The sequence below is a fragment of the Neobacillus piezotolerans genome (assembly GCF_003362805.1).
GTDB classification, from domain to species: Bacteria; Bacillota; Bacilli; order Bacillales; family Cytobacillaceae; genus Bacillus_D; species Bacillus_D piezotolerans.
The window spans coordinates 460,583-479,614 of sequence record NZ_QNQT01000001.1 but is presented as its reverse complement, the minus strand read 5'-3'; the positions used below and the strand labels follow the sequence as shown (position 1 = coordinate 479,614).

General features: G+C 45.6%; 19 protein-coding genes. 4 read left to right on the top strand and 15 right to left on the bottom strand.

Annotation, left to right across the window (positions count from 1 at the left end; genetic code table 11):
* Positions 1-45: 45 nt before the first annotated feature.
* Positions 46-1,371, bottom strand: coding sequence for an MFS transporter (locus tag DRW41_RS02185; protein WP_115450319.1), 1,326 nt, complete (start codon positions 1,369-1,371; stop codon positions 46-48).
* 213 nt (positions 1,372-1,584) lie between these two features.
* Between DRW41_RS02185 and DRW41_RS02180 the strand changes: the two genes are divergently transcribed.
* Positions 1,585-2,766 (top strand): aminotransferase A, encoded by a 1,182-nt coding sequence (locus DRW41_RS02180; RefSeq protein ID WP_115450318.1) that lies wholly within the window; start codon positions 1,585-1,587, stop codon positions 2,764-2,766.
* Positions 2,767-2,852: 86 nt separating this feature from the next.
* On the opposite strand, the gene DRW41_RS02175 is transcribed toward DRW41_RS02180, so the two are convergent.
* The 12 genes from DRW41_RS02175 to ykzS all read right to left on the bottom strand — a co-directional run bounded on the left by DRW41_RS02175 (position 2,853) and on the right by ykzS (position 12,241).
* A complete protein-coding gene (locus DRW41_RS02175) occupies positions 2,853-3,218 on the bottom strand; it encodes a hypothetical protein (RefSeq protein WP_115450317.1) in 366 nt (121 codons plus the stop codon).
* Positions 3,219-3,293: 75 nt separating this feature from the next.
* On the bottom strand, positions 3,294-4,169 hold the full coding sequence (locus DRW41_RS02170) for an NAD(P)-dependent oxidoreductase (RefSeq protein WP_115450316.1): 876 nt from the start codon (positions 4,167-4,169) through the stop codon (positions 3,294-3,296).
* A gap of 164 nt (positions 4,170-4,333) precedes the next feature.
* On the bottom strand, positions 4,334-4,726 hold the full coding sequence (locus DRW41_RS02165) for a hypothetical protein (RefSeq protein WP_245959316.1): 393 nt from the start codon (positions 4,724-4,726) through the stop codon (positions 4,334-4,336).
* A gap of 196 nt (positions 4,727-4,922) precedes the next feature.
* Positions 4,923-5,066: a hypothetical protein gene (locus tag DRW41_RS22800; protein WP_181884384.1), complete on the bottom strand. Its 144-nt coding sequence runs from the start codon at positions 5,064-5,066 to the stop codon at positions 4,923-4,925.
* A gap of 260 nt (positions 5,067-5,326) precedes the next feature.
* Positions 5,327-7,042, bottom strand: coding sequence for a phosphoenolpyruvate--protein phosphotransferase (ptsP, locus tag DRW41_RS02160; protein ID WP_115450315.1), 1,716 nt, complete (start codon positions 7,040-7,042; stop codon positions 5,327-5,329).
* Positions 7,042-7,308, bottom strand: coding sequence for a phosphocarrier protein HPr (locus tag DRW41_RS02155; RefSeq protein WP_115450314.1), 267 nt, complete (start codon positions 7,306-7,308; stop codon positions 7,042-7,044). The genes ptsP and DRW41_RS02155 overlap by 1 nt, the downstream gene beginning before the upstream one ends.
* Before the next feature lie 232 nt (positions 7,309-7,540).
* Entirely contained in the window at positions 7,541-8,752 is a 1,212-nt protein-coding gene (locus tag DRW41_RS02150) for a hypothetical protein (RefSeq protein ID WP_115450313.1), read from the bottom strand.
* Positions 8,752-9,945, bottom strand: a complete 1,194-nt coding sequence (locus DRW41_RS02145; protein WP_115450312.1) for a DUF58 domain-containing protein — start codon at positions 9,943-9,945, stop codon at positions 8,752-8,754. The genes DRW41_RS02150 and DRW41_RS02145 overlap by 1 nt, the downstream gene beginning before the upstream one ends.
* Complete coding sequence (locus tag DRW41_RS02140) at positions 9,945-10,892, bottom strand: AAA family ATPase (protein WP_115450311.1); 948 nt, start codon at positions 10,890-10,892, stop codon at positions 9,945-9,947. The genes DRW41_RS02145 and DRW41_RS02140 overlap by 1 nt, the downstream gene beginning before the upstream one ends.
* 36 nt (positions 10,893-10,928) lie before the next feature.
* A complete protein-coding gene (locus DRW41_RS02135) occupies positions 10,929-11,675 on the bottom strand; it encodes an SDR family NAD(P)-dependent oxidoreductase (protein WP_115450310.1) in 747 nt (248 codons plus the stop codon).
* 75 nt (positions 11,676-11,750) lie between these two features.
* Positions 11,751-11,939 (bottom strand): aspartyl-phosphate phosphatase Spo0E family protein, encoded by a 189-nt coding sequence (locus tag DRW41_RS02130; protein WP_245959315.1) that lies wholly within the window; start codon positions 11,937-11,939, stop codon positions 11,751-11,753.
* A 107-nt stretch (positions 11,940-12,046) separates the two neighbouring features.
* Positions 12,047-12,241, bottom strand: a complete 195-nt coding sequence (gene ykzS / locus DRW41_RS02125; RefSeq protein ID WP_115450308.1) for a protein YkzS — start codon at positions 12,239-12,241, stop codon at positions 12,047-12,049.
* Positions 12,242-12,659: 418 nt separating this feature from the next.
* Here ykzS and DRW41_RS02120 point away from each other — a divergent pair, with 418 nt between their 5' ends.
* On the top strand, positions 12,660-12,848 hold the full coding sequence (locus DRW41_RS02120; RefSeq protein ID WP_115450307.1) for a YkvS family protein: 189 nt from the start codon (positions 12,660-12,662) through the stop codon (positions 12,846-12,848).
* 175 nt (positions 12,849-13,023) lie between these two features.
* On the top strand, positions 13,024-13,635 hold the full coding sequence (locus DRW41_RS02115; protein WP_115450306.1) for a CPBP family intramembrane glutamic endopeptidase: 612 nt from the start codon (positions 13,024-13,026) through the stop codon (positions 13,633-13,635).
* Positions 13,636-13,662: 27 nt separating this feature from the next.
* Here the strand turns inward: DRW41_RS02115 and DRW41_RS02110 are convergent, their stop codons facing one another.
* Complete coding sequence (locus DRW41_RS02110) at positions 13,663-14,703, bottom strand: YkvI family membrane protein (RefSeq protein ID WP_115450305.1); 1,041 nt, start codon at positions 14,701-14,703, stop codon at positions 13,663-13,665.
* A 257-nt stretch (positions 14,704-14,960) separates the two neighbouring features.
* Between DRW41_RS02110 and DRW41_RS02105 the strand changes: the two genes are divergently transcribed.
* Positions 14,961-17,126, top strand: coding sequence for an ATP-dependent Clp protease ATP-binding subunit (locus DRW41_RS02105; RefSeq protein WP_115450304.1), 2,166 nt, complete (start codon positions 14,961-14,963; stop codon positions 17,124-17,126).
* Positions 17,127-17,190: 64 nt separating this feature from the next.
* Here the strand turns inward: DRW41_RS02105 and DRW41_RS02100 are convergent, their stop codons facing one another.
* Entirely contained in the window at positions 17,191-18,885 is a 1,695-nt protein-coding gene (locus DRW41_RS02100) for a M3 family oligoendopeptidase (RefSeq protein ID WP_115450303.1), read from the bottom strand.
* Positions 18,886-19,032 lie beyond the last annotated feature (147 nt).

The following is a 19,032-nucleotide window of genomic DNA, read 5'->3' as shown; positions in this document are numbered from 1 at the left end:
TCCTCTTTTCCTTTCATTCTATTTATGTGTGTTGCCTGGGCCAATCTACACATTCTCCTCCTGGATTCTCCTATGCACAAGGAGCCCGGCAAGCGTAAGGATGATAAGCGAACCAAGGGCAAGCCTGCTTGCGATATTTCCGTAGTCGGCAAAAATGAGCGTGATGCTCCCATACAGAAGCGGCCCGACGATGGACGATACCTTTCCCGAAAACGCAAACAGCCCGAAGAGTTGCCCCCGTTTGTCTTCCGGGGTCAATTCGACGATATAAGTCCTTGTCGTCACCCACATAGAACCAAGGGCAACCCCGAACATGCTGCCGGCAACCCAGAACATCGCTCCATTGATCGCAAGGCAGGCAATGATGAGCGCCGCCAAAAGCAGAATACCAACATAGTAGACAGCGAGCCTCGCTCCAGTCCTTTTTGTAACGTAGCCGAAAATAAACGAACCAATAATGCTTGAAATTGTGGATACAAGATAAAGCAAAATGAATTGTCCTGTTGAGAAGCCAACGATTGTCTTGGCATAAACCGCCATCATCGCAATCGTTGTAGCCAATGCGTCATTCAGGAAGAAATATGCGACCATGAATGTAAAGATGTTTTTATGCGCCTTCATTTCTTTGAATGTCGCGACGATTTCCTTATAACCAGAAAGGAACGATTCCTTTTTTGGTGATGGGTGCGGCTTTTCTTTTACAAAGAAGAAAATTGGAAGTGAAAAAATCAGGAACATGATCCCTGTTGGAATAAACGCCTCATGAAACCCATCATTCCCGACAAAAGGGTAAACCGCCAATCCGACAAGCGTGCCGACATAGCCGATTGCAACCCCAAAGCCCGAAATTAATGGGATTTCCTGTTTCGTTCCAAGGTCGGTTATCATCGCATCATAAAAGACAAGGCCTGAATGGTAAAAGAACTTCGCAATAATGAAAAAAATAAGAACCAACACAAGCGGAATTGGCATGCCAAGCCATTTCCCACTGAGGCCGGCACCGCCGAAAACCCCCATAAGAATAGTCGAAACAGCGGCTATTACTGTAAAAATCATAATATACTTCTTTTTTTGGCCTGTCCGGTCAATCATAACCCCGTAGAGCGGCGAAAAGACCACTAGGAAAAAACTCGCAATCGCATTCGCATATGAAACGAACGTGCTTGCGATTTGGTTTAAAACTTCATTGTTGCCGATCGCTTCCGTCATATAGAACGGAAAGAAGATCGTATTAATATTGGATGAAAAAATGGTGTTCGCAAAATCATACAAGGCCCAGGAAAAAATGGGCAAGGTCAAATAAAGCTTCCAGCCCGTCCGGTTTACTTCCCCCTGTGTATACGCGGGGTTCGATTGTTCTGTTTGTGCCATCGGTTCATCTCCTATTTGAAAAATGCCTAGCCAATTTGAAGGGTTCTTTCGACTAGTATATCATTAATATTTTCACTTTTTACAAATTTTTAGAATATTTACCAATTCCACACAAAATGGATTTGCAGGGGGATTGCATTTGCATGTCCTTTTCTTGTAACATGTTAGAATATCAAACCGAAGGAAAATGAGGTTGAAAGGCGGTTAGCGAACGTGGAACATTTAATAAATAAAAGGATAAAAGAAATTGAAATATCGGGCATCAGGAAATTTTTCAACATGGTATCCGGTGTCGAGGATATTGTTTCATTGAGCATTGGCCAGCCAGACTTTCCAACCCCCGAACATGTAAAAGAAGCAGCAATTCAGGCCATCACAGAAAATAAAACTGCCTATACCCACAATGCCGGGCTTATTGAAACCAGAAAGGCCGCCGCTGAATTCATGGAAAGGAAATACGGGCTAAAGTATAATCCCGAATCAGAAATAATTGTGACCACTGGCGCGAGTGAAGCAATCGATGTTGCCTTCAGGACAATCCTTGAAGATGGCTCTGAAGTAATCCTGCCTGGGCCTGTATACCCAGGGTATGAGCCGATCATCCATATGTGCGGGGCAATTCCCGTCTATGCCGATATCCGGGATAACGGATTCAGGTTTACCGCCGAAATCATAATGAAATACATAACCGAAAAAACCCGCTGTGTCGTTCTGCCGTACCCGTCCAATCCTACTGGTGTCAGCCTTTCGGTTGATGAAATCCGTGAAATAGCCGACTTGCTGAGGGGCCGGGATGTTTTTGTCCTCGCGGATGAAATTTACAGTGAATTGCTGTATGGCATGAAGCATGTATCCATTGGTTCATTTTTAAGGGATCAAACGATTGTCATCAACGGTCTGTCAAAGTCCCATTCAATGACAGGATGGAGAATTGGCCTCCTTTTCGCGCCGGAAGAAATCGCTCGCCACATATTGAAGGTGCACCAGTACAATGTAACTTGCGCAAACTCAATTGCCCAAGCCGCCGCAGCCGTCGCTCTTACGGATGGAATCAATGATGCAGTACCAATGAGGGAAAAATACGCAAAACGGCGTGACTATGTTTACAATCGTCTTATGGAGATGGGACTAGAAACGGTAAAGCCGGATGGGGCGTTTTACTTTTTCGTCAAGATTCCCGAATCCGCGAAGCTGGATTCTTTCGAGTTTGCGATTGACTTGGTCAATAAATCGAAAGTGGCAGTCGTACCGGGCAGTGCATTTTCAGATTTTGGGGAAGGTTATTTCCGTCTCTCGTTCGCCTGCTCCATGGAAACACTGAAGGAAGGATTGGACAGGCTTCAAGCTTACTTAAATTACTTTCCCAAAAACAAAAATTCCCCAGAGCTGGAGTAAACCAGCTTATTTCGAATTATCTGCAAGGTTCGATTTTAAAAATTCATAACACAAATAAAACCCCCGCTTTCCTGCGGGGGTTCCTTTTATCCCATTTTTCTGATGAACCGGACTTCCCGGTATCCTTCAATCCTGTCGGTTGTAAAGAGGCCGATTTCCACGAAACTGCCCCTAAGGTTCGAAAGGATTGCTTCAAACTCATCGGGGGACCTTGGTTTTGTGTAACCAAGCCTCCGGATTTCCTCCATTAGGATTCGGAACCCTCCATCCGTTTCAATATGGCTGAATTTCACCGGCAAAGTCCCCTTTACCTCATTCATCAGTGTAAGATCCCACTTGATGGGCCTGGCACCGTTCACGGTTTTTTCCCTGCTGAAGCCTTCAATCCTGACAAGATACCGGCCATCTTCAAGCTCATTGAACTTTTCTTTAATATCCTCAAACTGATTCATCCCAATCCCCTCCTTCATAGAAAGGGTATTAAGGGCGTCGGGATTTTAGAAGATTAAGTGAAACTTCATAGCCCCTTATTCCCAGTATTTATAAAGGGCTTGTGTTCCGCTATTTTCTTCGCCTTTTCCAGCGAGTTCATCATAAAGCGATTTTGCAAGCGTTAAACCCGGTGCTTCCATTCCCATCCGTTCCGCCTCTTCCAGAGCGATGCCCATATCCTTGATGAAATGCTTTATGTAAAATCCAGGAGCGAAGTCGCCTTTCAGCATCCTTGGCGCAAGATTTGATAACGACCAGCTCCCCGCCGCGCCTGTGGAGATGCTTTTCAAAACGTTTTCCGGATCGAGGCCAGCTTTTTTCGCATACACCATCGCTTCCGCCACGCCGATCATATTCGAAGCAATCGCGATCTGGTTGCACATTTTCGTATGCTGTCCCGCACCCGCTTCCCCTTGGTAGACAATATTCGTCCCTAATTTTTCAAGCAGCGGCCGCACATCCTCGAATGCAGATTTATCCCCGCCCACCATAATGGCTAGCCTGGCTTCCCTAGCTCCAATATCACCTCCGGAAACCGGAGCATCCAATGCGTGCATCCCGCGCTTTTTCGCTTCTTTATAAAGCTGTTTCGCAAGCGTCGGAGTGGATGTGGTCATATCGACAAAATAAGTCCCTTCCTCCGCATTTTCAAATAGTCCATCTTTGCCAACATATACTTCTTCCACGTCAGCCGGATATCCCACCATTGTAAAAACAACCTTCGCGTTCCGGACTGCCTCCCCCGGCGTGCCCGCCCATTTCGCTCCCTTTTCGAGCAGGCTTCCGGCTTTTTCTTTTGTTCTTGTGTAAACGGTAAGATTGCAGCCGGCATTCAATAAGTGTCCAGCCATGCTTTTTCCCATTACGCCAGTTCCGATAAATGCGATGGCAACAGTTTCTGGTGCTATCATGGAATCATTCCTTTCCTATTCTTTCCCTTCTATTTTAGCATGCGTTTTTTTCCCACGAAGCTTTTTTTAAAAAAGAAAAACCCCGGGGCGACAGATCCCGGGGTGGTGTGCCAATCTCCAATTATGCACCTTCCCATTATTCCCTGAAGGCGTCCTCCTTAATCCTAGAACTCGGATGAAAAATTCGTTAGATTGCCAGTACCGAAAACTTCTTTGCCATTATAAACCTCAATTGAAACTGCTTGGCCTCCGGCAATGATTTTTTCAAGTTCTGCGATATGCAAGTCAATTTTCAAAGGAAGAGGGTCCATATGAATATAATTGCCTCCATCCTCTTTTACTTCTATGTACTCCCCATTCAGCACTTCTTCTTCCCCATAAATAATTTCCTCCGTGCCGAGTGCTTCCGCGAGCTTTTTATTGTGGATGTTTACTTTAACCTTAAACATATCCTCCCCATTCAAATAGTCTTCGTTAATTTTAAACCTGAACTGAAGTTCATTATTTTTGGTTAGATACGCCTCGGCGTACTTGTTTACGAGAATGTCTTGATCCATAAACAGGCCGCATCCTGAAATTGGAAGCAACAATAAAAAGAAGCAAAAAAATCGGGTATTCATACTTAAACTTTTTCCCATCCCTACCACTCCTTTACAATAACCTTAGCCAAAAGGCAGGAGGGGTAAACGCGGTTTGTGGAAAAAAGAAGGCTTTTACCAAGACAAGAGCCCCTGAACGGCAGGGGCTCTTGAATTACTCTGTTTCCACTTTATTCTTCTTTTTTGGAGCTCCAAGGGATTGCATTTGATTCATCAGTTTATCACGTGATTCCTTGTTCCTCATTAAATAAGCCGCACCCAGCGCCACAGTTGTCATCAGCATTTTTTTCCTATCCATAAAATACTACCTCCTTGATTATCTACGTTCATAAGAAAAAATTCCCTAATGACGCGGGATATAAACACAGGCAGTGAAAAAAGAATTTTACCAAACATTCCTTTTTATTCCATCTGCAAAATATAAAAAAATCCGGCTGCAATCGCAGCCGGCAAAAGGGGGAAAATGAGAATGATTAGCTTACACTAAATCATACTAGTTGCTTGGTAGTATTTTACCCGGAAACTTGCCCCTAAAACATTTTATATATTTCATTTATGTTACAAATCTGTTGCGTTTTTTACAGATTGGATAACTTCGTCCACCGTACCTAGGGAAAGTGCTTTCCGGGCCAGTTCTTCCATTTCTGATTTGCTTAGTTTTTTCATCAGTGACCTTGCTCGCAGAATGGACGTGGCGCTCATCGAAAACTCATCAAGCCCGAGGCCGACAAGAAGCGGGATTGCCATAACATCGCCCGCCATTTCCCCGCACATCCCAGCCCATTTACCTTCCGCATGGGCGGCATCAATCACCATCTTGACAAGGCGGAGAATTGCAGGGTTATATGGCTGATATAAATAGGAAACCCTTTCATTCATTCGGTCCGCAGCCATGGTGTATTGGATCAGATCATTTGTGCCAATGCTGAAAAAGTCGACTTCCTTGGCGAATTGATCGGCCAAAACCGCAGTTGAAGGGATTTCAACCATGATCCCGACCTCTATCCGGCCTGAAACTGTCGCCCCTTCTTCCTCCAGCTTTGCTCTCTCTTCTTCCAAAATCCCTTTTGCCTTCCTGAATTCATCAAGGGTAGCAATCATTGGGAACATGATTTTAAGATTCCCATAGGAGCTTGCCCGGAGCAGGGCCCTTAGCTGGGTACGGAAGATCCCTTCCTGATCGAGGCAAAGCCTAATCGCCCTGTAGCCAAGGAATGGATTCATTTCTTTAGGAAGGTTTAAATAAGGAAGTTCCTTATCTCCGCCTATATCAAGCGTCCTAACCACGACTGGCTTTCCTTCCATTCCTTCTAGAACAGCTTTATACGCTTCGAATTGCTCCTCCTCGGTCGGCATCTGATCCCTTCCCATGTAAAGGAATTCGGTCCGGTAGAGGCCGACAGCTTCGGCTCCATTTTCAATAGCCCCTTTTAAATCCATTGGAGTACCGATATTCGCTCCAATTTCAATTTCGTGGCCATCGGCGGTGACAGTCTTTTCATTTATCAATTTAGCCCATTCAGCCTTTTGCGCTTCATAGTCGGCTTTCACCTGCTTATAAGCCTGGATTAATTCTGGAGTGGGGTTGATGTGGACTTCACCCTTCAGTCCGTCGACAACAACCGTATCCCCATTATTGATTTCGTCGGTCGAAGTCCTGGTTCCTACCACTGCCGGAATTTCCATTGAACGGGCCATAATTGCGGAGTGGGAAGTCCTTCCTCCAATATCGGTGGTAAAACCTTTGACAAATTGCCGGTTTAACTGGGCGGTATCTGACGGTGTCAAGTCTTCCGCGACAATAATGACTTCTTCGGCGATCATTGAAGGGTTCGGCAGCTGTACGCCCAAAAGCCGGGCCAGTACGCGTTTGGTGACATCGCGTATATCCGCAGCCCTTTCTTTCATATATTCATTGTCCATTTGTTCAAACATGGAAATGAACATGCCAGCGGTCTCATTTAAGGCGAATTCTGCATTGACCTTTTCGCCCTTAATCCTGTCCTCAATTGGATTTACGAGTTCAGGGTCGGAAAGGACAAGAAGATGCGCTTCAAAAATGGCGGCTTTATCCTCGCCAAGGCTTTCCCGCGCCATGTCGCGAATCTGCGCCAATTCAGCCTTGGATTGCTCAAGAGCAGCCCTGAATCTTTCGATTTCCTTATCAGGATTCTCAACGGATTGCCTGCTGAAGGACAAATCAGGCTCAATCAACCTATATGCTTTGGCAATCGCGATCCCGTTCGAGGCAGCAATTCCCTGTAAATATGCCATTATTCAGCCAAGCCTTCTTTTTTCAATGTTTCTTCTAAAGTGCGGAGCGCGTCTTCCGCATCTCCACCTTCTGCCGAAATGGAAATCGTCGAGCCCTGGCCGATTCCCAGAGACATAACACCCATGATTGATTTCAGGTTTACTTTTTTTCCTTTATATTCAAGGTTGATGTCGGAATCGAACCTGCTCGCCGTTTGCACAAGTAGGGTTGCCGGCCTGGCATGGATTCCTGTGTCTGCAGTAACCGTAAACTGTTTTTCTGTCATATTTATTCATTCTCCTTCTACATTAAATTGATGGACTGCCTTCCAGGACGATTCCCTTTAATATGGTAAACAAAATAACAATCAATAAAAATCGCCCTTAACCTTTTTAACTTAACCAATAATTTATATATAGTCAAATAAACAGGCAGGCCGGCTTTATTTTACCCTTTTTCAGGGAAATCAAAGCAAACCTGCCTAGCATACATTTGATAGTAGCTACCGCTAAAGGAGCTTATTCTCGCTTCTTTTGCTTCTTCTTAAGCTCTTTACGTTTCTCCTTAATGGATTCCCTGATTCCCTTTAGTTCACCCCGTGCGAATTCAAGTTCAGGCTGGCCAATGTCCTTGTTCCCATAACGGACACCTTCGTAAATGCCGATCAATTTCTGATTGGAAAGTATTCCAATCCTGCTCAGCCATTCCCCGACGGTTTCCGCCTCAAATCTTCCAAACCCGTTTTTGAGCGCGTAATACTCAAGATTGAAAACCTCCCGCCGGAGCGGGTTATCTGGAGCGGCAGGCTTCTTCTTTTTGGCGATTCCCCCGGCTGGATTCATGATTCGAGAGAGCCCCGCGGAATTTGCTTTGGTATAATCAAATTGGACGCGGTTCCTCTTTATATACAGATAAATGAATAGGCCGATAATTATGAGCCCTGCAAGCACCATTAGCCCCAGTTCACTGTATTTTTGCATTGCTTGTTCGCGCATGACTTTTGCAACGCCTGGCCTTTCAATGACCTCAATTTGATTGGCCCCGTCGGGATCGGTCCACAAATTGACTGTTTCAGACCACTTAAGTATAGGTGTTGCCATCATGCCGAAAATCCAAGCTACTCCTTTTAGGACCATAAAGAACGCGGCCTGGATATAATCCATGGCGAGTGCGATTAGGCCTCCTGCCAAAACGATTGGGATGACGAGTTTACCGAAAAACGCCAGATAAGCCGCCTTTTCCTTTTGTTCCCCTTCCATCTTCGCAAGATTTAAAAGGAATCGTCCTGTTAGGACCACCAAAACCTGCATAAGAACTAAAATGATTGTAATAAGGAAAATCGTTTCATTCTTTGTATGAGCGCCAATCATTGCCGGAAACGCGGCCATGGCTGAAAAGGTCGCGAGCAAAAGGTCATGGTCCTCATTCTTTCTCCCGGCAAGGGAATTTCCCCTCCAGAAGAGAAAGGCAATCCCGGTTGCCACGGGAACCGGGTGCAGGCCGGAATAAAAAGTCCCAATGGCATAGAGCGCTGGGAGGAAAATGGCCAAAAACAAAATCTTCGCCTTCTCGCCCAACCTGGCCAGGAGCCATGTATAAAGGATGAAGACAATTAGGAAAAGGGAAAGACCAGGAAACACCTGCCACCCTTTTTCCTTTGGCCAGAAATATGGATATATCAGCATTGCCGTGAAAAGCAATTCAATTAAAAATAAATAGAGCCTTTTCATCAAGATGACCGCCTTCCTTCCATGGAAGGTGAAAACGGGGAAAGCTCCGCTTTATCGTGAATCGTTTTTAAAACAAGCAGCCTAATGCCCCGATTCTTAAACTCATCCAGCTTGGCCGCTGTAAATCCCGGCATTGACCCCGCATGGATTAGGCATGGCAGCATATGGAGGTTCCTGTCCATATAGGAGAGCATCTTGTCATACGGAAAGGGAGCGAAAGAATTTGCGAGCGCGAGCATCTCATATATTTTCTGCAGCTGCTCCCTCCCATTTCCCGGTGGAAGGTAAAAGAATGGTACATCGCCGGCATTCCTCATATTCATGCAAAGTGAAACCGGTATTTGTTTCGAGTAGGCAAAATAAGCAAGATCGGCCGCGCTTTCGAGCATTTCTTCCAAGTTTGCGGGAACAGAATAGCCATCGGCGACGTTTACGCAAATAACGATGCCTTTCTCCGAAACCTGGTCAAACAGTTTCGTTTGGAGTTTCCCGGTCCGGGCACTTGCTTTCCAGTGAATCTTATGAAAACCGTCCGAATAAGTGTAGTCCCTGGTTCCCGCCGGTGAAAGCGTATCTTCATAGAGCGAATAAGGGGTAAATTGGGAGCCCGGCTTCAATGAAACCAAATCCATTTTATTCACTACTTCGAGCCTGTCCGGATAAACGATAGCCTCCTGGGAAAGAGGAAATCTGTATTCAAGATTTACTTTCCCGAAACCAAACAGGTTAGGGATTTGAAGTTCAATCTTCCTTATTTTCGCCAATCCCCTGTATTTGGTTGTAAATGGAAGTTCCACCTTTCTCGCCCCTCCCATACTGACGGATAGAGGAAATGAAACTTCATTCAGCCATTTCTTATCATTTTCTTCCGCGCCAGGAGGCTCGACAGTGGAATCGAAGTAAACCTTCGCCTCCGCATTTAAAATCGGCCATCCTCCATTTCTGAAGACCATTTCCCATTTGCCTTGTTCGCTTATGAAATAACGGTCCCTTCGCCTCTCCATAACGACTTCAAGGCCTTCCCCTACCTTTTTTTCATAGAGAAAATTCAGGGAAATCAATACAAACGATAGAACACCCGCGAAAAATAAAAATTTTGAATCAAGATATAGTGAGAGCAGGACTAGAATAACCGCCGTGAATTGGATGGGGATGATTTTCCCTTCTGAAAATGAATGTTTCCCCCACGACATTAGCTAGCCCCCGCTTCAACCGGGACAGGCACACTTTCCATGATTTCCGAAATAATTGCCTCCGGGCTTTTTGTAAGGGAACCCTCTGTCGATAAATAAATGCGGTGTCCCAACACAAATGGGGCAACGGCTTTAACATCATCCGGCACGACATAATTCCTGCCTGCCAGAAAAGCTTTCCCCTGCGCCGCTTTCATCAAGGCAAGCGTTCCCCGCGGGCTGACTCCAAGTTCAATAAGCGAATGTTCCCTCGTCTTCCTGGCAAGTTCAAGAATATACGTTTCAACCTCGTCATTTATTTGAACCTTTTTTGCCGCGTTTGACAGTTCCCTCAGTTCATCCTTATCAAGAATCTGCTCAATCCTGGAGGCAATGATGCCGAATCGGTGAATCTTCAGGATTTCCTTTTCCGCCTCAAACTCAGGGTACGCCGCATTCAATTTAATGAAAAAACGATCCATTTGCGCGACAGGCAGAGGGAACGTTCCCTGTTGCGACTCAACCGGATTTTGCGTTGCGATGACCATGAAAGGCCATTCCAGTGGAAGGGTATGCCCATCAATCGTTACCTGCATTTCCTCCATCGCTTCAAGAAGGCTTGACTGGGTCCGCGGCGTAGCCCGGTTTATTTCATCCGCAAGCACAATATTCGCCATAATCGGGCCATGCAGCAATTCAAATTCCTGCTTCTTGGGATTGAAAAACTGGATCCCTGTAATATCACCTGGCAGAACGTCCGGGGTGAATTGAATCCGCGAAAAACTTCCGCCAACCGCCTCGGAGAACTTTTTTGCAAGCATCGTCTTTCCTGTTCCTGGAACGCTTTCCAGAAGGACATGGCCATTGAATAGTAAAGATATAAACATCAGTTCGATTTCCTGCTCCTTGCCGACCAAATGGACTCCTATTTCTGTTTTAAGCCTGTTGCCAACCTCTAAAACTCCCATTTTCCCACTCCTATAATGTTCTTTTTTTTCTAGAACCTACTCTTCGTACATCATCTTCTTCGTCATTCCGCCGTCTATGATGATATTTTCTCCTGTGATGAAGTTATTTCTGGGATCGGCGAAGAAAAGGCAAGCCCTGGCGATATCCTCCGGCTTTCCGACCCTGCCGCTTATATGCTGGCTGTGGTCATGTTCCTTAAGCAACTCGTAGCCGCCTGTTTCAATCCAGCCGGGGCTGATGCAATTAACCGTAATTCCATATGGCCCAAGGGTCCGGGCCAATGCATGGGTCAAGGCGATAATGCCGCCTTTTGACGCGGAATAAGCTTCCGTATTTGGTTCAGACATAAATGCCCTGGTCGAAGCAATGTTGATAATCGCACCGCCCCTTCCTTCCTTCATTGTCCTGGCCGCGGCCTGAGCGCAAAGAAAAACACTGCGGAGGTTTGTGTTCAAAATATCATCCCATTGGCTGGGAGACATCTCAAAAAAATCATGGAACTGGGATATACCAGCATTATTAACGACAACGTCAACATGGCCAAAACGGGAAACAACTTCATCAAACAGTTTGCGAACGCTTTCTTCATCCCGGACATCGGTCTGCAGGAAGATTGCCTTGCTCCTATCCTCCAGCAGGCATTTCTCAGCCCGGAATCCCGTTTGGCTGTCTAAATCGGAAATCACCACATTTGCGCCGTTGACACCAAATTCTTTTGCAATCCCCAGCCCAATCCCATTTCCGGCCCCTGTCACAATGATTGTCCTGCCATTAAACTGCATCAGGCATCCCTCCCAGCATGATAATTATCGGAAAAAACAGGCGCCCAGCAATAAAGCTGGACGCCCTTGGCCGTTTCAAATTTTCAAAGCCAGTGAGCAGGATAAACCGTCAACATTCGTCTTATTATGCAAGTTGAGCAAATCGTCCAGTTCCCTGCTAATATTAAGGGTTTTGGTGCTGGTTATTCCAGTTTTCGAAGCAGCCAAAATCATTTCATTCCGCTTGCTTTCAATTTTATAAAGCAGATTGTCACGGGATGACAATTGTCCTTCACCCTCACTCCGCATGAGTTATTGAATTCATTTTACACTGATAGGTAAAAATTCACAATATTTTAACAAAATTTTCATAAAAATATCAGAAAAATTATTCAACTCCTTGGTTCAGGCAAATATTCATATATAACACTGCCGCCTCGCTGGGCAATTCCGCGGAAATGCTTAAAATCCTCCCTCATAACGAGAACTTTCCGAAATGGAAGGAAATCTTCATTTGTAACGTAATATTCCGCAAGTTCACCGCTCTTCAGCCTATCCAGGATTTCATTGATTCCTTTTTCATCCATGTCTGCTCACCACCTAAAAACACAATAATTATTGGTTACTCCATAGTAAAAATCATAAATGAGCGCTTTTTTTATGTCCAGTATCCCGGCCAAATAGAAAAATGAACAATAAGTAGAAATTTTTAGAAAAGAAAGCCTTTACGTTTTCATAAAATTAGTGCAAACTGTTTATAAAATCTTTTCCCTTGTATAGTGTTTGAGAAAGTGAACCTTCCAGCATAGGCTGTTTGTCATCCGTTGGGAAGGTGAAACCTATCCGGCCTTTACGGGCAGTCTTTCCCCGCCTATCTTCTTCAATTCCTGTTAAGCCTGAGGTGGGGCCTCATTGCCCGTTAATAGGGAATCATTACTTATTCTATTTTAGAAAGCTTCCAGGTAAAGAAGCTGTTAAAATTAGGGATGAAAAGGAGAGAGACAGTTGAAGAGAGCAGAAGTAGGGAATATCATTGAATTCCGCGGCGGGCTGCAAGGAATTGTAGAAAAAGTAAATGAAAACTCTGTTATCGTAGACCTGACTTATATGGAAAATTACCGGGATCTTGAATTGGATCAACGGACAGTTATTAACCATAAAAACTATAAAATTATTAAAGAATCGGCTAATTAAATATAATTGCAAAAGCAGCGGAAAAAATCCGCTGCTTTTGTTGTTTATTCAGCCAGTTTTTTGCCATGCCTCGCGATTTCACTTAGGAAACACCTTTGTTGAATCCCACAGACTTTTTTTGATCCCTTCTATTTGCTACAATAGGTTCAATGCACGAAAGGAGACAGACGCTTCAATGGTATCTGAGAAAATTGATTACCGCCTAATCGGCGGCTTTTTGCTAGCACACATCTTGCTCTACTTCACTTTCCAGGATAAAAATATTTTCTGGTACATCTTCCCTGCTAGCCTGCTGGTTTTAACAATCTGGACAATCCTCCATGAGGACGTGGATGACAGGATATCCTTTATCCGCTATATATCGGCAGGCATTCTTTCCGGGTTATTATTATATGGGCTCTTCCATTTAGGGAATAGCCTGATCCATCTTTTCCATCTGCCGCTTGGCGACAATATTGGAAGGCTATACAAGTGGTTCGCACCCGAACAATTCTGGCAGTACATTGCCCTTGTATTAATTGCCGTTCCCGGCGAGGAGTTATTTTGGAGGGGATTTATCCAAAAACGAATCCTTAAGCGTTTCCCTTCTTTCTGGAGCATTGTTATATCGGCTGCCATGTACGCCTCGGTCCATCTTTATTCCTCTGAAATGATCCTCGTTTTCGCGGCATTCGTTTCAGGTATTGTCTGGGGCTTATTGTTTGCATGGAAAAGGAGCATTCCGCTTGTTATCGTATCCCACCTTGTTTTTGACCTGTTGCTCTTTATACTCGCCCCACTCTATTAATGAACAGGCCGCCGGGATCCGGCGGCCTTACTTCATACCTGGCAGAGGCTTTACCCACAGAAGAATGAGAAACAGGAGGCTGACGTAGCCGAACAGAGGATATAGGAAGGATAGAAGTGTTCCGTAGTGGATGAGGCTCGCAGCGTATGAAACAGCAAAAATTCCCGCGGTTATCGTTATGGTGTGGAACGGCACATATTTTCGAATCTGGCGTTCGAGCCCGTAAATATTCCCGATGACCGATGTAAAAATTTCCGCATAGACAACCGCGACGAAAACCCAATGAAATCCATTCGCCACACTCCTCATAACTTCGGCCATCGGGATGTCATACGACTCAAGATTCGGCAGCATAACAAGCGTAAGATGGCTTGAAATCAAGATAATGGTGAGCGCTGAACCGCCAATGATACCACCCCATTTAATCGTCCAATCGTCCTTAACCTCAAACGCAATCGGGACGAGGACAGCCTGCGAGAGGCCAAGATTGAACGCTATATATAAAAATGGAGAAATGGCACCTTTCCAGTTTCCCCCTATTCCCCCTGTCTTAAGGAAAGCCTCGGAAAATCCAGGCATTGAAATTGAGAGTGTCATGAGAAATAGGCTGAATAAGATCATCATGGGAACGATGAATGTATTCACAGCGAATAACGCCTTTGTCCCAAATACCATCACGATTATGGAAAGGGCGATCGTTAATGCGATGCCAGAATTCCTTGAAGCGCCAAGCTGCTCCTCGAACACCGCCCCAGCTCCGGACATCATTACCGAGGTCACGCCAAGAAGCATGAGAAGCATCAGGACGTTTACCGCCTTAGCTGCCCGGCCAAACAGGAATTCATTGAACCCCTGATATGTATCTACATTTGCCCTTGCAGCTGCCCGCATTAATTTCGCACCCATAGAAATAAGAAGAAACCCACTGACTAATATTCCGAAAAAACCTACCAACCCATAACGGGAAAAAAATTCGACGATTTCCCTGCCTGTTGCAAAACCCGCACCGACCACCGTACCTACATACACGGCCGCGATTTGGAACGCACCAGCCCAATTCCGTTTCACACAATCCCCTCCCCTTAAACACTATATGGAAATTGGGACAAACAATGCCATTAATTTCCCAAGCTTGCAAACCAGGACCGTTACCAAAGGCAAATTTAAAAATGTTTGAAAGGCCAGGTGTGGACATCCGTTTTTGGTAAAAATTACATATGCGATATTATTGAAAGTCAAAGAAGGTCAGAGTATACTAATATCAGAAGGTCAAAAATAGTCAAAGACAAAAATGGCCTTTCAGATTTTTAAAAGGAGGCAGATATATGCTTTGCCAACTATGCAACCAATCTCAGGCGAATGTACAACTAAAATTAATGGTGAATGGCAGAAAAAAAGACTTCATGCTTTGCCAGGATTGCTTTAGCAAAGAACGCCAGGCAATCGGGGGCTCATTCGGGCCATCTGCCGGATTTCCATCATCTTTTTTCAATCAATTCAATCAGCAGCCATTCGGCAATATGGGTTTCCCAGGCCAAATGGATGAACCGATACATGAACAGCCGAAAAAAACGGGGGGCAACGGGTTTTTCGATCAATTTGGCAGAAATCTTACCCAACTTGCCAAAGCAGGCCTAATTGATCCTGTTATTGGACGCGATGAAGAAGTAGAACGGGTAATTGAAATTTTGAACCGGCGGAATAAAAACAATCCGGTTCTCATCGGGGAACCCGGGGTCGGTAAAACGGCGATCGCGGAGGGCCTTGCCTTGAAAATAATTGAAGGGAAAGTACCCGCCAAGCTCCTGAACAAAGAACTTTACCTGCTGGATGTGGCGTCCCTTGTTGCCAACACAGGCATTAGGGGCCAGTTTGAAGAACGAATGAAGCAACTGGTTTCAGAACTTCAATCCAAGAAAAACATTATCCTTTTCATTGATGAAATCCATCTTCTGGTGGGCGCGGGTTCTGCCGAAGGTTCCATGGATGCCAGCAACATTCTTAAACCAGCACTGGCCAGGGGCGAGCTTCAGGTAATTGGCGCCACCACTCTGAAGGAATACCGCCAAATTGAAAAGGATGCGGCGCTTGAACGCAGGTTCCAGCCAATCCATGTCCACGAACCATCAGTGGAAGCCGCGGTTGAAATCCTTAAAGGAATCCAATCAAGGTACGAAGATTTCCATGAAGTAACGTATTCCAAAGATGCAATTGATGCGTGCGTGCAATTATCGCACCGCTACATCCAGGATCGCTTCCTGCCGGACAAAGCCATTGATTTGCTCGACGAAGCAGGTTCGAAGCTGAATCTTTCTTCCGCCGGTGTTTCTTCAAAAGAAGAAATCGATGAAAGGCTGAGGAAGATAGCATCGGCTAAAGATGCAGCGTTAAAAGAGGAAAATTATGAAAAAGCTGCTGAACTTCGGGATGAGGAAGCAGAGTTAGAAAAAATGCTTAAATATGCCGGTACGGCAAACCGCCCGGTTGTCGAGGCGAAGCACATCCAGGAGATCATTGAGAAGAAAACCGGCATCCCTGTCGGCAAGCTTCAGGAGGATGAACAGCAAAAATTAAAACACCTTGATGAATCGCTGAACGGAAAAGTCATCGGCCAGGAGGAAGCTGTCCGCAAAGTAGCCAAAGCCATACGCCGAAGCCGTGCCGGCCTGAAAGCAAAGCAGCGGCCAATCGGCTCATTCCTGTTTGCCGGCCCTACCGGCGTCGGTAAAACGGAGCTTACAAAGAGACTCGCGGAAGAACTTTTTGGTTCAAAGGATGCCATGATCCGGCTTGATATGAGCGAATATATGGAAAAACACAGTGTATCCAAGCTGATTGGCTCCCCTCCAGGTTATGTCGGACACGAGGAAGCGGGACAGTTAACTGAAAAAGTCCGCCGAAATCCTTACAGCATCCTGCTCCTTGATGAAATAGAAAAGGCCCACCCTGATGTACAGCACATCTTCCTGCAAATCATGGAAGACGGACGACTGACCGACAGCCAGGGACGGACCGTAAGTTTTAAGGATACTGTGATCATTATGACAACCAATGCCGGCGTTGGCGTTAAGCCAATCCATGTAGGCTTCGGCAACAGCGGCGCCGAAGCTGAAAGCGCCCTGCTTGAATCACTGGGAAGCTTCTTCAAGCCGGAATTCCTAAACAGGTTTGACAGCATTATCGAATTCAGCATCCTTAAGAAGGAAGATCTTCTTCAAATTGCCGAATTGATGGTAAAAGAGCTCCAGGAAAACCTCACTGAACAGGGTCTTTCCTTTACAATCAGCCCAGAAGCCCTGGAGAAACTGGCCGAGCTTGGCCACCATCCCGCATTCGGAGCGCGCCCGCTCCGCCGTGTGATCCAGGAACAGCTTGAAGATAAAATTGCCGATTTGATACTTGACGAACCTGATACTGAAAGGTTTAAAGCCATATTGGATGGCGGCGAGATTAAAGTACAACCGCTCCCAGCTGCTATTGAATTAAATTAATCACCATAAGTAAGAAAAAGCCCGTTCCCCAGAAAGTAAAAGTCTGGAGCGGGCTTTTTACATATTACAGTTTTTTGTCGTCGATTGAATTCAGGTAGTCCTCGATAACGCCGACAACCGATTCAACACAGCCTTTTTCAAATGGAGAGATAAGGCCGGCCTCCTTGACAAGCCCGGTAAAGGACTGGCTGCCTCCAAGCGTGCACAGGCGGGCATAATCCTTCCATGCGGATTCGCGGTCTTCCCTGGATTTTTTCCAGAATTGGAATGCGCAAATCTGCGCCAACGTATAGTCGATATAATAGAACGGGGAATTATAGATATGTCCCTGCCGCTGCCAGAATCCGCCACGAGCCAGATAGTCATTATCTTCATAATCCTTGTGCGGCTGGTATTTCCTTTCGATATCCCGCCACTTCGCCTTTCTTTCCGCGGGCGTTGCTTCGGGATTTTCATACACCCAATGCTGGAATTCATCAACGGAAACGCCGTACGGAAGGAACAGCAGGGAATCGCTAAGGTGCTGGAACCTGTATTTTTCAGTGTCTTCCTTGAAGAACAGTTCCATCCACGGCCAAGTGAAGAATTCCATGCTCATCGAATGGATTTCACAAGCCTCATAAGTCGGCCAGTAGTATTCAGGCACATCAAAATGGCGGCTTGAATACACTTGGAAGGCGTGGCCGGCTTCATGCGTCAGCACGTCGATATCTCCTGATGTACCGTTGAAATTCGAGAAAATGAAAGGAGACTGATAATCCTCGATGTATGTGCAATAGCCGCCGGAAGCCTTGCCCTTTTTGGCGACAAGATCCATTAGGCCATTGTCCTGCATGAAACGGAAAAACTCACCTGTTTCAGAGGAAAGTTCGTCGTACATTTTCTGGCCATTTTCAATAATCCACTCAGGGCTTCCTTTTGGAGTCGGATTCCCTGAAGTGAAACTGAATCCTTCATCATAATAGTAAAGATTGGCAACGCCAATGCGTTCTTGCTGGCGTTTTTTTAGCTTTGTGGCGATTGGAACGATGAACTCCTCGACCTGCTTCCTGAAACCAGCAACCATTTCCGCGTTGTAATCGGTACGGTGCATCCTGTAATAGCCCAGCTCCACAAAGTTTTTATAGCCAAGTTCATGGGCAATTTCAGTCCTTACCTTGACAAGGTCGTCATAAATCCGGTCGAAGGCTTCTTCATTCTCGCTGAAAAAGCCAAACTTCGCTTCGCTTGCCCGTTTCCTTGTGTCCCGGTCCACGGATTGAATGAATGCATCAAGCTGTGCGAGGGTACGTTCTTCCCCGTCAAACTCAATTTTCGCGGAAGCGACAAGCTTCGTGTATTCGGTTGTCAGCCTGTTTTCCTTTTGCAGAAGCGGAACGATTTCCGGCTTGAAAGTTTTCAACTGCCCTTCCGCGAGCGCGAACAGCTGGCGTCCCCACTTTTCTTCAAGCTCCAAACGGAATTTCGAGTTCGTCAATGCTTCATAGTATTTTGTGATAAGTCCTTCAAGTTCAGGGCCAATTTCGTCAATATGATCCTGCTCCGCCTTGTAAAACTCATCCTCCGTATTGATTGTATGGCGGACTGAAGCCAGGGATATCATCGTCCCGATATGATTCCTCTGCTCGTTGATTTTCTGGATCGCATTTTCTTGCTCCGCCGCGCTGCCAGCGGAGTTGAATTCTTCCAGCGCCGTTTCAAACTGCTTTTTAATCTCATCAAGGTCCGGCCTTACATATGTATAATCCTGAAATTTCAATGAAACCCCTTCTCTCTAAATAAAATTCCTTAATACTTTCGACATTCGGCCCGGCAATTCCTCCATGAGAAGCAAAATCCAGAAAAAAATTTCGGATTTCGGAAGAATAGATTCTTAAGGGGAGTGATTCATGATTTTTTTCAATAT